Below are 13,933 nucleotides of genomic sequence, written 5' to 3'. Positions count from 1 at the left end.
CATGAAATCGATGAAAATTGTCAAGAAGACCCAAGCCGGCTTCACCCTGATCGAGTTGATGATCGTTGTTGCAATTATCGGCATCCTGGCCGCAGTGGCGATCCCGAACTACCAGAACTACACCGCAAAATCGAAGTTCAGCGCTGCCCTGGCTGAAGTGTCGGCCGGCAAAGTTGGCTACGATGCCAAGCTGAACGATGGCGAGAACATCACTGCCGCTGCCGATGCAGGCCTGTCCGCCACCAAGACCGCAAACTGCACCTTTGCAGCGATCACCGCCAACGGCGGCCTGACCTGCACGATCGAAGCCGGTCCTTCGACCGTCGCCGGCAAGGTCATTACCCTGACCCGCGGCGCTGATGGCTGGACCTGCGGCGCCAACGTCGATACGAAGTTCATCGGCAAAGGCACCTGCACCGCTGCTGCTGCCGCTCCAGCCACCCCTTAATCCCGGCTGAGCTATCCCAAAGAACCCCGCTTCGGCGGGGTTTTTTCTTTTCCACCGCAAAACCTACCCGCGCACGATAATGCCATCGCAAGGCTCCGGCCAGACGCCCATCCATAATTTGCGCTCCCAACCAGTCCCGGAGGAACCATGAAAGCGATGAACACCGTGCGAAAAACGCAAGCAGGCTTTACCCTGATCGAGTTGATGGTCGTCGTTGCCATCATCGGCCTGCTGGCCTCGATTGCGATTCCCTATTATCAGGAATACGTTGCCAAGGCCAAGTTCGGCGCCGCGCTGGCGGAAGTTTCGGCAGGCAAGGTCGTCATCAGCACCAGGATCAACGACGGCATCGACGTCAAGACGCCCGAAGAGATCGGCTTGTCGAAAGACCCTACCGCCCATTGCGTCTTCGGCGCCACGGCCGACGCCGCCGCGGCCAGCTTGAGCTGCAAGATTGTCGCCGGCCCCACCGTCGTGCGCGACCAGACGATTACGCTCACCCGCAATGCGGCGACCGGCGCCTGGAGCTGCAGTGCGAACACAATCCCGCAGAACGTGATTGGGCCGACAGGCTTATGTATCGGTAAAGCGGTCTAACACCGCATTGCATAAAAAAACTCCCCGCTTGCGGCCGCAAGCGGGGAGTTTTTCGATGCGCAATTACACGATTTTTTGCCGGTCCGCCAGCAGCGCCTCGTAGGTCATGTTTTGCAGCAGGGTGTAATGCCCTGCATCGAGGTCAATGAACTGCATGCCATAAGTAAACAGCTCGGAGTCGTCCGGCGCTTTCGATACGTTCACGTTGCGAATCGCCGCCCGCGCCGAAATGCGTACTTCCTGGTCGTCCGGCGGCGCCTTCAACAAAAACTCCAGCGCGATCTTCGCTTCGTCGACTGGCAGCCGGCTGCTTGACACCACCAGCGCACCGCTGACCGACAGGTTCAGGATCGTGCAGGGCAGGGGGCGGCCATGCGTGCTGCTGCCCGTCAAATGGGCAGGCAGGTCGACCTTGACCCGCATCGCGGTGCGCAGGCTCGTGCCCTGGATGGTCTTCGGGAAGGACACATGCACATACAGCAGGGGCCGTCCGAATACGCGTTCGACCGTACACGGGAACGAACATACCTTTACGCCCGAGAACACCCGAATCGTCAGGCGCTCGCCTTCGGCCAGTGCGATCGGCGCGCCGTTTTCCATCGGGATTTTAAGGATGATGTACTCATCCTTCACGTACCCGATCAGTGCCGAGAAGTGCTGCACGGGCTTGATGCTACGATGCGTGATGAGCTGCAGCCGGGTACCGACCTGCAGGTTCATCGTTTCGAAATCGTAGTCCTGGGCTTTGAGTTCCGCTGCTGGAGGGACGTGCATAGGCTTGTTCGGAGTAACCGGCAATTATGCCAGGTGGGTGAACATGATACCAGTCTTAGCCGTAGAGAAATAAAACCACTGCCGAAGCAATAAAAAAGCCCGCCGTAATGGCGGGCTTTGTTGTTACTACGTAACGCTTGAGGCTTAAAGCTTAGCGCTTCAGGTGTTGGTCGAGCCAGCCGATCACGGTGTGGTGCCACAGCACGGAATTGGCCGGCTTCAGCACCCAGTGGTTTTCATCCGGGAACACCAGCAGCTTGCTGTCGATCCCGCGGCGTTGCAGGGCCGTGAAGGTAGACAAGGCTTGCGCGGTCGGGATGCGGAAGTCGAGGTCGCCCTGGATCACCAGCATCGGGGTCTTCCACTTGTTTACATGGTGCACCGGGTTGAAGCGCTCATGGCTTTCAGGCACCGCGAAATACGGGCCGCCGTTTTCCCAGTCGGTGAACCATTGTTCCTCGGTCGAATAGGCCATGCCGCGCGTGTCGAACACGCCGTCGTGGTTGACGATGCACTTGAACGTGTCCGGCCAATTGCCCTCGATCCAGTTCATCATGTAGCCGCCGTAGGACGCGCCCAGCGCGCAGCTGCGCTCGCGGTCGAGCCACGGGAACTTCTTCACGGCAGCATCCAGGCCCTTTTGCAGGTCCTCGAGCGGCTTGCCGCCCCAGTCGCCGCTGATCGAGTCGGTGAACTTCTGGCCGTAACCGGTCGAGCCGTGGAAATCGATGAAGACGGTGGCGTAACCCGCACCCGCATACACCTGCGGATTCCAGCGGTAGCTCCAGGCATTGCCGAAGCTGCCTTGCGGGCCGCCGTGCACCAGGAAGGCGACCGGGTATTTGGTTCCTGCGCCTTTACCATCCGAACCTGCGTTCCACGGCTTCATCACATAACCGTGGACCGTGTCGCCATTGGCGCCCGCGAACGAGAACTGCTCGAACTGGCCGAAGCGCACGTCGGCCAGCTTGTCCGCGTTATTCCGGGTCAGCTGCTGTGGTTTGCCGGCGCGCAGCTTTGTACTGTGCAGTTGTGCCGGCGAAGCCAGCGTGGCGTGGGTAAACGCGATGGTATCGCGGCGCATGTCGAAGGCGCCGACCGAACCCTTGTCGGTCAGCGCGCCCACTTTACCGCTGGCGACGTCGATCGCGAACAAGCGGTGCTGGCCGACGTCTTCGGCGTCGACAACGAGGGTCTTGCCGTCCGCGCTCCACTGCAAGGCGCCGGCCGAGCGATCCCAGCTCTCGGCCAGGCGCCGCTTCTTGCCGCTGGCCACATCCATCAGCACGATGTGAAAACGGTCGGCTTCGAAGCCGGGACGGGTCATGGCAAGGTAGGCGAGGGTGCGGCCATCCGGCGAGAACATGCCTTTTGCATCCCAGGCCGGGTTCTCAAGAGTCAGGTTGCGCGGTACGCCGCCCAGCGCAGGCACGGTGTACAGGTCGAAGTTGGTCGACCAGGCTTCGGTCTTGCCGGCAATGCGGGCGGAAAAGACGACGGTCTTGCCATCCGGGCTGAAGCGGTATTCCTCGCGGTCACCAAAAGGTTTCGAGGGCACGTCGCCATCGAGCGAACCGGACAGGGTGACTGGCGCCGCGCTGACACGCCCGTTCGCATCCAGCGGGGCCGAGAACAGCACCGCGTTGCGCCCGTCCGCCCAGGTATCCCAATGGCGCACGAACAGCTTGTCATAGACGCGCCCGCTTGCCTTGTTTTTCGACTGCGCGTCCATGCGGCCCTTGGTGCAGGCCAGGTCCGGGCAATCGCGGAACACCGCCATGCTCAGGGCAATGCGGTCTCCGGTGGGCGACACGCGGAAGTTGTCGACGTCGAGCGGCAGGTTCGTCACCTGCACCGGCTCGCCGCCGGCCGCGCTCTGGCGCCACACCTGCGCGCTGCCCGAACGGGTCGACAGGAAATACACGGCGTCGCCGGCTGGCGCCCATTCCGGATCGGTGCTGCTGGTGTCGTGCGTGATGAGCAATTTAGGAGCGGCCTTGCCGTCCATGCCGGCGATCCACAGGCTGGTATGGCCGCGGTTCTTGTCCATGTTCGTGGTGCGCACCGTGTACACGACGCGGCTCGCGTCCGGCGACACCGCCGGGCTGCCGACGCGCTCCAGGTTGACCAGGTCTTCCACCGTCAGCCCGCGCGGGGCGGCAGGGGCGGCAACCGCGGCATTCGCGGCAGCCAGGGCCGTGACCAGTAAAGCCAAGCGTAGTTTCATCGATTCCTCTTCAAGCATGTCTCGGGTAGGTTCTCGCGCGCGGTCCTGCCGCGGCAAGCCAGCAATTTAACATGCATGCGTCGAAGAACGCCGGGTGCCGGATCGGCGGATACCGGGTCCTGGCTGCTTCAGCCGGTCCGCGCCCTGTACCTTCAGCTCGACAGTCTGATGTGCCGTTCAGGTGCAAGGCATCGTCTTGGCCGCCGGCAAGGTGCTCAAAGGCGTAAAGCCTGCCGCGGCAGCTGCCGCGGCTTGGGAGGACGAAATCTCAAAGATGCCAATCCTGCCGTCCGGACCGCCGCATACCGTCGGTTTCGCCAGGCCATCCGTGCCGCAGGCGGCAGAGAGCGCCTGGACGTTAGCAGCTGCCAGCTGTGCTTGGAGTGCCGCCAGCGATAGGCCACCACCGCTGCACTGCACGGAGCCCATGGATTTAAAAACCTTGTTATTGGCTTCGTCATCGCCGCCGCCGCAAGCGGTCAAGGATGTAAGAAGTGCCAATGTTGGAACAAGCATGCGCATGCACAGAATCCTGGTTGCTAAAATTGATTGCGGCGGCGGTATTGACGTCGCCAGACAAATATTAGACTTTCAGCAACTAATCATCAACTTGCAAATTGTCACCGAGTGTAGGGATTTGTCATCTGGACATCCTGAGGGAAGCTTGGACTTATACCGACGCCGTCCAATCCCCGCTCTTGCCCCCATGCTTCTCCAGCACCCGCACATTGGTCATCACCATGCCGCGGTCGACCGCCTTGCACATGTCATATATGGTGAGCAAACCGATTTGCACTGCAGTCAGCGCCTCCATCTCGACTCCGGTTTTGCCGTATAGCTCGACCTGGGCGCGGCAGTGCACGCTGGAAGCAGCCGCGTCGATCTCGAAATCGACGGCGACGCGGGTCAGCGCCAGCGGGTGGCACAGGGGGATCAGGTCGCTGGTGCGCTTGGCGGCCATGATGGCGGCGATGCGGGCGATGCCGAGCACGTCGCCCTTTTTGGCGTTGCCCGACTGAATCAGCGCCAGCGTTTCCGGCTGCATGCGGATCGTGCCGGCGGCAAGGGCAACGCGGTGCGTCTCGTTCTTGGCGCCGACATCGACCATGTGGGCCTGGCCGGTGGCGTCGAAATGGGTCAGCGTGCCGGCGTTTGCTTCTGCAGAAGAGCTCGTCATCGTAGTGTCAGTATGCGTGTCAGTATGCTTGAGTAAGAAAGTGTTTCAGGCTGCGGCAAGCTTTATCCCGATAGGGGTATCATAGCATCGTGAAATCGATGACCCATCCCGCGCCCCTGCCTGGTTCAGCCCGCCGGCGGCGCCGTTCGTTGAATATCCTTGGCGCCCTCGCCGTGTCGGCCGCGCTCGGCGTTGCTGCTACGAACGCGCATGCCCAGCCCTTGAACAACGCGCCCAATTCGATGCGCCTGCCGACGCTGGGCGATACGGCGCGCGAGGATTTGTCGCCCATCGTCGAGCGCAAGCTGGGCGAGGAAATCATGCGCGAGATCCGGCGCGAACGCGACTATCTCGATGACGATGCGATTTCCGAATACCTGAACAGCTTCGGTGGCGCCCTGGTCGACGCCGTGCCCGGTGCGCGCGGCGAAACGAATGCCGATTTCCATTTCTTCCCGGTGCGCGACGGCGCCATCAATGCGTTCGCGCTGCCGGGCGGTTTCATCGGTATCCACACCGGCCTGGTGCTGGCGGCGCAGACTGAGTCGGAACTGGCCTCAGTGGTCTCGCACGAGATCGGCCACGTGTCCCAACGCCACATCGCGCGCATGCTTGGCCAGCAACGGCAGGACGTGCTGTTGCCGCTGGCAGCGCTGATCCTCGCCGCGCTGGCGGCCAAGGCCAGCCCGGATGCGGCGATGGGCGTGCTGATGGGCGGGCAGGGCCTGGCGGTACAGCGCCAGCTCAACTTCAGCCGCGATGCCGAGCGCGAGGCGGACCGGGTCGGCTTCCAGATCATGAGTGCCGGCGGTTACGATACCTCGGGCATGGTGAACTTCTTCAAGCGCCTGCAAAGCGTGAGCAAGGTGTACGGGGAAATTCCGGCTTTTCTCAGCAGCCACCCGCTGACCAGCGAGCGGATCGTCGACATCCAGTCGCGCATCCGCGATGTGCCCTACCGGCAGCGCCCGGACTCGCTCGAATTTCACCTGGCCAAGGCGCGCGCCCGCGTGCTGCAGGACATGGGGACCAATGCGCGCCGCGATACGCGCATCGCCTTCGAAACGCAGCTGGCCCAGCAGCACCGCCAGCAGCAGGCCGCGGCCCAGTACGGCCTGGCCTTCCTGGCGCTCAAGGAGGGCAACCTGGCCTCGGCGCGCAGCTGGTTCGACAAGTCGCGCGTCACGCTGCAACCGAAACCGGGCGTGTTCTCGGCCGCGCCCGCCAGCGATGGCGGCGCCATGTTCGCCGTGCTCGATCTCGAGATCAAGCTGGCAGGAGGGCAGCCGAAAGAAGTGGCGCAGCAGGCATTGAAGGATGCCGAGGCCGCCACGAACCGCTACCCCCTGTCGCGTGCGCTGGCACGCCAGTACGCCAGCGCGATGATTGCTGCCGGCAAGCTTGAAGACGCAACGCGCTACCTGCGCGACCAGGTTCAGATGTACCGCGAAGATCCGAAGCTGTACGACCTGATGGCGAAAGCGTATTCAAGCCAGGGCAAGGTCGCGCTCCAGCACATGGCGCTGGCCGAGTCGTATGTGCTGGCCGGCGCCTTGCCGGCAGCCGTCGACCAGCTGGAATTTGCGCGCAAGGCAAAGGACGTGTCCTTCTACGAACAGTCCGTGATCGACGCGCGCGAACGCGAAATCAAGGCGCGCCAGAAAGAGGAAAAAGAGGAAGAGAAGATCAGGTAGGGGCGGCTGGCGCCACCGGCGCCTGCACAAACCCTAAGCGCTCCGGCAACGCCGCGCGCGCGATCCGCTCGACCGGAATCGTGGCGCCGCGCCAGTCGAGGGTCAGTGCGCCGCCGCTGGCGTCATGACCGCCGAGCCAGGCCAGCAGCGCTTCGTCCCGCGCCGGCTTGCCGTCGAGTTTCAAACCTTCAAACAATTGCGCTACATCGCGATCGTCGACCTGGGCCACGATTTCGCCCGCCTGCACGATCGCCTCGCCGGCTTCCGTCAGATACAGCCGGTCGAGTTTCTCCAGCGCCGCGCCCGTCTGCAGCACCAGGCCCAGCGCCGGATCGGTGCGCGCGATGAAGGGCGTGCTTTCCAGGTTGACGAACACGCGCTGCGGGCCATTCTGGAAAAACCAGCGTCCCTGTTCGTCGTGCTGGTAATTGCGGTTGATAAAGCTGACCAGGGTGCCGTTCGCCATTCGGTCCCCCGGCGCCCCGGCCGCCTGCGCCGCTTCGTCGCGCATGCGCCAGCCGCCGCGCGCATCCAGGGCCAGCCAGCCATAGCAGTGCGGTACGTTCGGCCATTTGGCCATTGCCTGTTTTACGATCTCATCCATGCGTTTTATCCTTTGATTCCAGCTTCGCACAGTTCGGCGGCCTTCGGCGCGCAGGTGGCGGGCGCGGCGCCATCGAAAAAGGCCAGGATGCGCCTCGGCAGCCAGTCGAGCCGGCCCGGGAAAGGGCCTGCGGGAAAGCCAACGTGGCCGCCGCCGTCCGGGTAGTCGAGGGTGACGCTTGCCGAGGCGTTCGACGGCAGGTATTCGCCCGGCAGGAAGGGGTCGTTGCGGGCGTTCAGGACCAGCGTCGGCACGGTGATCTCATGCAGGACGTGGCGGGCGCTGGCGCGGTGCCAGTAATCGTCGGTGTCGCGGTAGCCGTGCAGCGGGGCGGTGACGACGTTATCAAAAGCGTAGAGGTCGCGCGCGGCCAGCAGGGCGCTGCGGTCGAACAGGCCGGGAAATTGTTCCAGTTTGGCCAGGCATTTCGGTTTTAAACTTTGCAGGAACATGCGGGTATAGAGCATGTTGAAGCCCGAGGACAGCGCCTGGCCGCCGCGCGTCAGGTCGAGCGGGGCGGAGATGGCGGCGGCCGCCGTGACGAAGTCGGCGCCGTGACCGGACTCGCCCAGCCAGCGCAGCATCGCGTTGCCGCCGAGCGAGACGCCGGCCGCGTACAAGGGGCCGGGGGCGCGCTGGCGCAGGCGCGCCATGATCCAGCCGATTTCGGCGGCGTCGCCCGAGTGATAAAAACGTGCGGTGCGGTTCGGTTCGCCCGAGCAGCCGCGGAAATGCGGCACAGCGCCGGACCAGCCGCGTGCGGCGAGCGCGGCCATGAGGGAGCGCGCGTAATGGCTGTTCGACGACCCTTCCAGCCCGTGGAACAGCACCACCAGTGGTTTACCGGGCGCGCCGTCGACGAAATCGACATCGACGAAATCGTCGCCCAGCAGCGGATCGTGCACATCCCAGCGCTCGCGCCGGTAGGTCACCGCCGGCTTGGCGATCAGCGTGGCGGGGTAGATCGTCTGCAGGTGGCCGCCGGGCAGCCAGGCCGGCGCAGAGTAGGGGACGAATGTGCTCATGAACGCGGTCATGACAGGCGGGGGACCCGCCTCCCGATCAATGGTGCTTGAAAGCCACGCCAGGCGCGAGGCGATAGTGGGTGCCGCAGTATGGGCACTTGGCCGTGCCTTCATGATCGAAATCCAGGAACACGCGCGGGTGCGACGACCACAGCGTCATCGCCGGGTTCGGGCAATGGGCCGGCAGATCCTTGGCTTCCAGTTCCACCACTGGCATCGTCTTGTTGTTCATCGCAATTCTCCGTCGAGCTAAGTTAGGCAAAGACAGGATTTTAACGGATTCAGGCGGGCGTTTCGAATGATCGGTAGAATGATGCGCCGCACCATTCACATTCCTTCATTCCATGAATGCGCCTGAACCTGCACCAGCCACTTCACCGCTGACCGAACAGCACGATCCCGCCCTCTGGCAGGAAGGCGTGCGCACCGGCTTGCCGACCCTGTTCGGCATCGCCGCCTGGGGGCTGGTGGTGGGCGTGGCCATGGTCAAGAGCGGGCTGACGGCTTTCCAGGCCTGCGGTATGACCTTGCTCGTGTTCGCAGGTTCCGCCCAGCTGGCTTCGCTGCCGCTGATCCTGGCGCATGCGCCGGTGTGGGTGATCTTCGCCACCGGCCTGGTGGTGAATTTGCGCTTCGTGATCTTCTCGGCCCTGCTGGCGCCGCATTTCTCGCACCTGCCATGGCGCCAGCGCCTGCTGTACGGTTATATCTCCGGCGACATGACGGTGGCCATCTTCCTGCAGCGCTTCCCGACGACGGCGCCGGTGCGCGGCAAGCTGTCGTATCTGAAAGGGCTGGTGTTTCCAAACTGGGCCGCCTGGCAGGCGGGCTCGCTGACCGGGATTTTCCTCGGCAGCGCGGTGCCGGCCGAATGGGGCCTGGGCTTTGCCGGCACCCTGGCCATCCTGTGCATTACGGTGCCGCTGATCGCCAATCGGGCCGCCCTGTGCGGCGTGCTGGTCGCCGGCGCCGTGTCGGTGCTGGCGAACGGTTTTCCTTACAAGCTGGGGCTGCTGGCGGCGGTCGGCGCCGGCATGCTGACCGCGATGGCGGTCGAGGGCATCTTCAGCAAGCGAAAGGGGCGTCATGTCTGATTGGGAAATCTGGGCCACCATCGTCGCGCTGGCGCTGTCGACCTTGCTGACGCGCAGCGGCTTCTGGCTGGTCGGGCACAAGGTAACGATCCCGCCGCGGATCCAGGACATGCTGCGCTATGCCCCGGCTTGCGCACTGGCGGCGATCATCGGGCCCGACCTGTTGCTGGACGGCGGCGGCCAGGTGCACCTGGAATTGTCGAACCCGAAACTGCTGGCGGGCATGGCCTCGGTCGGCTTTTATCTGTGGCGCCGCAACATGCTGCAGACCATCGTGTTCGGCATGCTAGCGTTCACACTGTTGCGCGTTTGGCACGTTTTTGGTGCTGCTAGTTAACAGTGCTAGGGTAGAATATCGTTCTTTGACTATTCAGCCCCGAGCCGACATGGACGCCGTTCTCAGTTTCACCCGCTTGCAAGACCTGATCGACCGCGACGCTTTGACGAACAAGCGCGTCTTCATCCGTGCCGACTTGAATGTGCCGCAAGACGACGCCGGCAAGATCACCGAAGACACCCGCATCCGCGCGTCCATCCCCGCCATTCAGGCGGCGATCAAGGCCGGCGCCGCCGTCATGGTGACTTCGCACCTGGGTCGTCCGACCGAGGGCGAGTTCAAGCCGCAGGACTCGCTGGCGCCGGTCGCCGCGCGCATGTCGGACTTGCTCGGCCAGCCGGTCGAACTGAAGCAGAACTGGACCGACGGCGTCGACGTGGCGCCGGGCCAGGTTGTGCTGCTCGAAAACTGCCGCGTCAACAAGGGTGAAAAGAAAAACGACGACGAACTGGCCCGGAAAATGGCCAGCCTCTGCGACGTGTACGTGAACGACGCCTTCGGCACTGCCCACCGCGCCGAAGCGACGACCCACGGCATCGCCAAATTCGCCCCGGTCGCCTGCGCCGGCCCGCTGCTCGCCGCCGAACTCGACGCGCTCGGTAAGGCCCTGGGCCAGCCGGCGCGTCCGCTGCTGGCCATCGTCGCCGGTTCCAAAGTGTCGAGCAAGCTGTCGATCCTGCAGAGCCTGGCGGGCAAGGTGGATAACCTGATCGTCGGCGGCGGTATTGCGAATACCTTCATGAAGGCCGTCGGCCTGAACATCGGCAAGTCGCTGGTGGAAAACGACCTGGTGGCTGAAGCGAAACAGATCATCGACATGATGAGCGCGCGCGGCGCCTCGGTGCCGATTCCGGTCGACGTGGTCTGCGCGAAAGAGTTTTCGCCGACCGCCACCGCCACCATCAAGGATGTGGCCGACGTCCAGGATGACGACATGATCCTCGACATCGGTCCGAAGACGGCCGCCATGCTGGCCGAACAGGTGGCGCAAGCCGGCACCATCGTCTGGAACGGTCCGGTCGGCGTGTTCGAATTCGACCAGTTCGCCGAAGGCACGAAGACCCTGGCCATGGCGATTGCCAATTCGAAAGGCTTCTCGATCGCCGGCGGCGGCGATACGCTGGCGGCAATTGCAAAATACGGGATCGGCGAGCGGATCGGTTACATCTCCACCGGTGGCGGCGCCTTCCTCGAATTCCTCGAAGGAAAAACCCTGCCGGCGGTCGACATCCTGCTCCAGCGCCGGGCCCAGTAAGGCGAAGTCACATCCAGCGCAGCCCCGAGGCTGCGCTTCTCTTTTCAGAATCGAGGATTTTACTTATGCAAGCTGCGCGCCCCCTGTATAACGCTACCAAGATCGTTGCCACCATCGGCCCGGCCTCGACCGATTTCGACATCCTCGTGAAAATGATTCGCGCCGGTGTCGACGTCGTGCGCCTGAACTTTTCGCACGGCCGCGCCCAGGACCACATCGACCGCGCCATCCTAGTGCGCCGCGCCGCCGCCGAATGCGGCACCGAAGTGGCGATCATGGCCGACATGCAGGGTCCGAAGATCCGCGTTGGCAAGTTTGAAGAAGGCAAGATCTTCCTGAACAATGGCGAGCGTTTCATCCTCGACGCCAAATGGGGCGACAACGGCGAGCTGGGCAACCAGGAACGCGTCGGCCTCGACTACAAGGCGCTGCCGCGCGACGTCCGTCCGGGCGACAAGCTGCTGCTCAACGACGGCCTGATCGTGCTGGTGGTCGACAAGGTCGTCGGCCATGAAATCTGCACCACCGTCAAAGTCGGCGGCGAGCTGTCGAACAACAAGGGCATCAACCGCCAGGGCGGCGGCCTGACCGCGCCGGCGCTCACCGCGAAGGACATGGAAGACATCAAGACGGCGATGAGCTTCCAGGCCGACTACCTGGCGATCTCTTTCCCGAAGAGCGCGACCGACATGGAAATGGCGCGTCAGCTGGCAAATATCGCCGGCGAGCCTTTCAATCACAAGCCGATGATGATCGCCAAGATCGAACGCGCCGAAGCGATTCCGGTGCTGCAGGAAATCCTCGACGCGTCGGACGGCATCATGGTGGCCCGCGGCGACCTGGCGGTGGAAGTCGGCAACGCGGCCGTGCCGGCCCTGCAAAAACGCATGATCCGCATGGCGCGCGCCTCGAACAAGCTGGCCATTACCGCGACCCAGATGATGGAGTCGATGATCGTCAACGCCGTCCCGACCCGCGCCGAAGTGTCGGACGTGGCGAACGCCGTGCTGGACGGCACCGATGCCGTCATGACCTCGGCCGAGACCGCATCGGGCAAGTATCCGGTGGAAACCGTCGAGATGATGGCGGCGATCTGCCTCGAAGCGGAACAGTCCGAATACAACAAGCTCGACGCCGACTTTTTGAACGTCGAGTTCACCCGCATCGACCAGTCGATTGCCTACGGCACCTTGTTCACGGCGCACCACCTGGCGGTAAAAGCCATCGTCGCTCTGACCGAATCGGGATCGACGGCACTGTGGATGAGCCGCCATAACATCGACACCCCGATTTTCGCCCTGACCCCGTCACAAACGACGCAGCGCAAGGCTTCGCTGTACCGGAACGTGCGAGCATTCCACCTGCTGCAGGAAGGCGGCAGCCATGCCGTGCTGCGCAAGGCGGAAGAACTCCTGATGAACGAGGGCATGGTGCAAAAGGGCGACACGATCGTCGTGACCTGGGGTTCGCCGATGGGCGAAGCCGGCGGCACCAACGCGCTCAAGATCGTCAAGGTCGGCGAATACGCCCCGTAAAGAATTTATGGCCGCTTCGCGTTGTCGAAGCTCCTACTACTGTTTCTTATCTTGCTTGGAGTATTACCATGGCACTCGTATCACTGCGTCAACTGCTGGACCATGCTGCTGAAAACGGCTACGGCCTGCCGGCCTTTAACGTCAACAACCTGGAACAGGTGCAGGCCATCATGGCCGCGGCCGACGCCACCAACAGCCCGGTGATCATGCAGGCCTCGGCCGGCGCGCGCAAATACGCCGGCGAAGCATTCCTGCGCCACCTGATCGACGCCGCCGTCGAAGCCTACCCGCACATCCCCGTCGTCATGCACCAGGACCACGGCCAGTCGCCGGCCGTCTGCATGGCCGCGATCCGCTCGGGTTTTACCTCGGTGATGATGGACGGTTCGCTGGAAGCGGACGGCAAGTCGGTCGCATCGTATGAATACAACGTCGAAGTCTCGCGTGAAGTCGTGAAATTCGCGCACTCGATCGGCGTGACCGTCGAGGCCGAACTGGGCGTGCTCGGTTCGCTCGAGACGATGAAGGGCGACAAGGAAGACGGCCACGGCGCCGACGGCACCATGACCCGCGAGCAGCTGCTGACCGACGTGGCCCAGGCCGCCGACTTCGTCGCCCGCACCCAGTGCGACGCCCTGGCGATCGCCATCGGCACCTCGCACGGCGCCTACAAATTCAGCCGCAAGCCGACCGGCGACATCCTGGCGATCGACCGCATCAAGGAAATCCACGCGCGCATCCCGAACACCCACCTGGTGATGCACGGCTCGTCGTCGGTGCCGCAGGAACTGCTGGCGATCATCCGCGAGTTCGGCGGCGACATGAAGGAAACCTATGGCGTCCCGGTCGAAGAGATCCAGGAAGGCATCAAGCACGGCGTTCGCAAGATCAACATCGATACCGACATCCGCCTGGCGATGACGGCCGCGATCCGCAAATACCTGTTCCAGAACCCGGGCAAGTTCGATCCGCGCGACTACAACAAGCCTGCGCGCGAAGCGGCGACCGAGATCTGCAAGGCGCGTTACCTGTCGTTCGGCTGCGAAGGCCAGGCCGGCAAGATCAAGCCGATCCCGCTGGACAAGATGGCCGAGCGTTACAAGGCCGGCGAGCTGGCCCAGCTCGTGAAGTAAAATACGGTGTCGAACGGGCTGCTGCGGCAGCCC

Annotated in this window: 15 protein-coding genes; 8 read left to right on the top strand and 7 right to left on the bottom strand. The window is 63.4% G+C overall.

Annotated features, from left to right (window positions below; all coding sequences use genetic code 11):
• Nucleotide 1 precedes the first annotated feature (1 nt).
• Nucleotides 2–448: a pilin gene (locus AC56KZ_RS10065; protein ID WP_497162012.1), complete on the top strand. Its 447-nt coding sequence runs from the start codon at nucleotides 2–4 to the stop codon at nucleotides 446–448.
• A 147-nt stretch (nucleotides 449–595) separates the two neighbouring features.
• Nucleotides 596–1,045 carry a pilin gene (locus AC56KZ_RS10060; protein ID WP_497162011.1) on the top strand — a complete coding sequence of 150 codons (450 nt, stop codon included), beginning with the start codon at nucleotides 596–598 and terminating at the stop codon, nucleotides 1,043–1,045.
• A gap of 63 nt (nucleotides 1,046–1,108) precedes the next feature.
• Here the strand turns inward: AC56KZ_RS10060 and AC56KZ_RS10055 are convergent, their stop codons facing one another.
• The 4 genes from AC56KZ_RS10055 to moaC all read right to left on the bottom strand — a co-directional run bounded on the left by AC56KZ_RS10055 (nucleotide 1,109) and on the right by moaC (nucleotide 5,223).
• Nucleotides 1,109–1,819 (bottom strand): flagellar brake protein, encoded by a 711-nt coding sequence (locus tag AC56KZ_RS10055; RefSeq protein WP_497162010.1) that lies wholly within the window; start codon nucleotides 1,817–1,819, stop codon nucleotides 1,109–1,111.
• A gap of 151 nt (nucleotides 1,820–1,970) precedes the next feature.
• Nucleotides 1,971–4,046: a S9 family peptidase gene (locus AC56KZ_RS10050; protein WP_497162009.1), complete on the bottom strand. Its 2,076-nt coding sequence runs from the start codon at nucleotides 4,044–4,046 to the stop codon at nucleotides 1,971–1,973.
• A 177-nt stretch (nucleotides 4,047–4,223) separates the two neighbouring features.
• Nucleotides 4,224–4,568 carry a hypothetical protein gene (locus AC56KZ_RS10045; protein WP_497162008.1) on the bottom strand — a complete coding sequence of 115 codons (345 nt, stop codon included), beginning with the start codon at nucleotides 4,566–4,568 and terminating at the stop codon, nucleotides 4,224–4,226.
• 148 nt (nucleotides 4,569–4,716) lie between these two features.
• Complete coding sequence (gene moaC, locus AC56KZ_RS10040) at nucleotides 4,717–5,223, bottom strand: cyclic pyranopterin monophosphate synthase MoaC (protein WP_497162007.1); 507 nt, start codon at nucleotides 5,221–5,223, stop codon at nucleotides 4,717–4,719.
• Nucleotides 5,224–5,321: 98 nt separating this feature from the next.
• On the opposite strand from moaC, the gene AC56KZ_RS10035 reads away from it, so the two are divergent.
• Complete coding sequence (locus AC56KZ_RS10035) at nucleotides 5,322–6,917, top strand: beta-barrel assembly-enhancing protease (RefSeq protein ID WP_497162135.1); 1,596 nt, start codon at nucleotides 5,322–5,324, stop codon at nucleotides 6,915–6,917.
• On the opposite strand, the gene AC56KZ_RS10030 is transcribed toward AC56KZ_RS10035, so the two are convergent.
• From AC56KZ_RS10030 to AC56KZ_RS10020, 3 genes are read right to left on the bottom strand one after another with little or no spacing between them, the layout of a single operon-like run.
• The gene (locus tag AC56KZ_RS10030) at nucleotides 6,910–7,521 is read right to left on the bottom strand and encodes a DUF2946 family protein (RefSeq protein ID WP_497162006.1); all 612 of its coding nucleotides are present in this window, start codon (nucleotides 7,519–7,521) and stop codon (nucleotides 6,910–6,912) included. The genes AC56KZ_RS10035 and AC56KZ_RS10030 overlap by 8 nt on opposite strands.
• Before the next feature lie 5 nt (nucleotides 7,522–7,526).
• A complete protein-coding gene (locus AC56KZ_RS10025; protein ID WP_497162005.1) occupies nucleotides 7,527–8,546 on the bottom strand; it encodes a YheT family hydrolase in 1,020 nt (339 codons plus the stop codon).
• A 37-nt stretch (nucleotides 8,547–8,583) separates the two neighbouring features.
• A complete protein-coding gene (locus tag AC56KZ_RS10020) occupies nucleotides 8,584–8,778 on the bottom strand; it encodes a zinc-finger domain-containing protein (RefSeq protein ID WP_497162004.1) in 195 nt (64 codons plus the stop codon).
• Nucleotides 8,779–8,890: 112 nt separating this feature from the next.
• On the opposite strand from AC56KZ_RS10020, the gene AC56KZ_RS10015 reads away from it, so the two are divergent.
• The 5 genes from AC56KZ_RS10015 to fba all read left to right on the top strand — a co-directional run bounded on the left by AC56KZ_RS10015 (nucleotide 8,891) and on the right by fba (nucleotide 13,900).
• Nucleotides 8,891–9,640, top strand: a complete 750-nt coding sequence (locus AC56KZ_RS10015) for an AzlC family ABC transporter permease (protein WP_497162003.1) — start codon at nucleotides 8,891–8,893, stop codon at nucleotides 9,638–9,640.
• Nucleotides 9,633–9,977: an AzlD domain-containing protein gene (locus AC56KZ_RS10010; protein WP_497162002.1), complete on the top strand. Its 345-nt coding sequence runs from the start codon at nucleotides 9,633–9,635 to the stop codon at nucleotides 9,975–9,977. Before AC56KZ_RS10015 ends, AC56KZ_RS10010 begins: the two co-directional genes overlap by 8 nt.
• Nucleotides 9,978–10,026: 49 nt before the next feature.
• Nucleotides 10,027–11,232: a phosphoglycerate kinase gene (locus AC56KZ_RS10005; protein WP_497162001.1), complete on the top strand. Its 1,206-nt coding sequence runs from the start codon at nucleotides 10,027–10,029 to the stop codon at nucleotides 11,230–11,232.
• An 83-nt stretch (nucleotides 11,233–11,315) separates the two neighbouring features.
• The gene (pyk, locus tag AC56KZ_RS10000) at nucleotides 11,316–12,767 is read left to right on the top strand and encodes a pyruvate kinase (protein ID WP_497162134.1); all 1,452 of its coding nucleotides are present in this window, start codon (nucleotides 11,316–11,318) and stop codon (nucleotides 12,765–12,767) included.
• 68 nt (nucleotides 12,768–12,835) lie between these two features.
• A complete protein-coding gene (fba, locus tag AC56KZ_RS09995) occupies nucleotides 12,836–13,900 on the top strand; it encodes a class II fructose-bisphosphate aldolase (RefSeq protein ID WP_497162000.1) in 1,065 nt (354 codons plus the stop codon).
• Nucleotides 13,901–13,933: the final 33 nt, after the last annotated feature.

The organism is Telluria sp. LT2P34 (assembly GCF_059685915.1).
Note: the sequence above shows the minus strand (reverse complement) of the source record. Positions and strands in the feature narration are given on the sequence as shown.

What these genes read in the sequence shown, in the direction of transcription:
- AC56KZ_RS10065 (WP_497162012.1), top strand. Translation starts at nt 2, where the DNA reads ATGAAATCGATGAAAATTGTCAAGAAGACCCAAGCCGGCTTCACCCTG.
- AC56KZ_RS10060 (WP_497162011.1), top strand. Translation starts at nt 596, where the DNA reads ATGAAAGCGATGAACACCGTGCGAAAAACGCAAGCAGGCTTTACCCTG.
- AC56KZ_RS10055 (WP_497162010.1), bottom strand. Translation starts at nt 1,819, where the DNA reads ATGCACGTCCCTCCAGCAGCGGAACTCAAAGCCCAGGACTACGATTTC.
- AC56KZ_RS10050 (WP_497162009.1), bottom strand. Translation starts at nt 4,046, where the DNA reads ATGAAACTACGCTTGGCTTTACTGGTCACGGCCCTGGCTGCCGCGAAT.
- AC56KZ_RS10045 (WP_497162008.1), bottom strand. Translation starts at nt 4,568, where the DNA reads ATGCGCATGCTTGTTCCAACATTGGCACTTCTTACATCCTTGACCGCT.
- moaC (WP_497162007.1), bottom strand. Translation starts at nt 5,223, where the DNA reads ATGACGAGCTCTTCTGCAGAAGCAAACGCCGGCACGCTGACCCATTTC.
- AC56KZ_RS10035 (WP_497162135.1), top strand. Translation starts at nt 5,322, where the DNA reads ATGACCCATCCCGCGCCCCTGCCTGGTTCAGCCCGCCGGCGGCGCCGT.
- AC56KZ_RS10030 (WP_497162006.1), bottom strand. Translation starts at nt 7,521, where the DNA reads ATGGATGAGATCGTAAAACAGGCAATGGCCAAATGGCCGAACGTACCG.
- AC56KZ_RS10025 (WP_497162005.1), bottom strand. Translation starts at nt 8,546, where the DNA reads ATGAGCACATTCGTCCCCTACTCTGCGCCGGCCTGGCTGCCCGGCGGC.
- AC56KZ_RS10020 (WP_497162004.1), bottom strand. Translation starts at nt 8,778, where the DNA reads ATGAACAACAAGACGATGCCAGTGGTGGAACTGGAAGCCAAGGATCTG.
- AC56KZ_RS10015 (WP_497162003.1), top strand. Translation starts at nt 8,891, where the DNA reads ATGAATGCGCCTGAACCTGCACCAGCCACTTCACCGCTGACCGAACAG.
- AC56KZ_RS10010 (WP_497162002.1), top strand. Translation starts at nt 9,633, where the DNA reads ATGTCTGATTGGGAAATCTGGGCCACCATCGTCGCGCTGGCGCTGTCG.
- AC56KZ_RS10005 (WP_497162001.1), top strand. Translation starts at nt 10,027, where the DNA reads ATGGACGCCGTTCTCAGTTTCACCCGCTTGCAAGACCTGATCGACCGC.
- fba (WP_497162000.1), top strand. Translation starts at nt 12,836, where the DNA reads ATGGCACTCGTATCACTGCGTCAACTGCTGGACCATGCTGCTGAAAAC.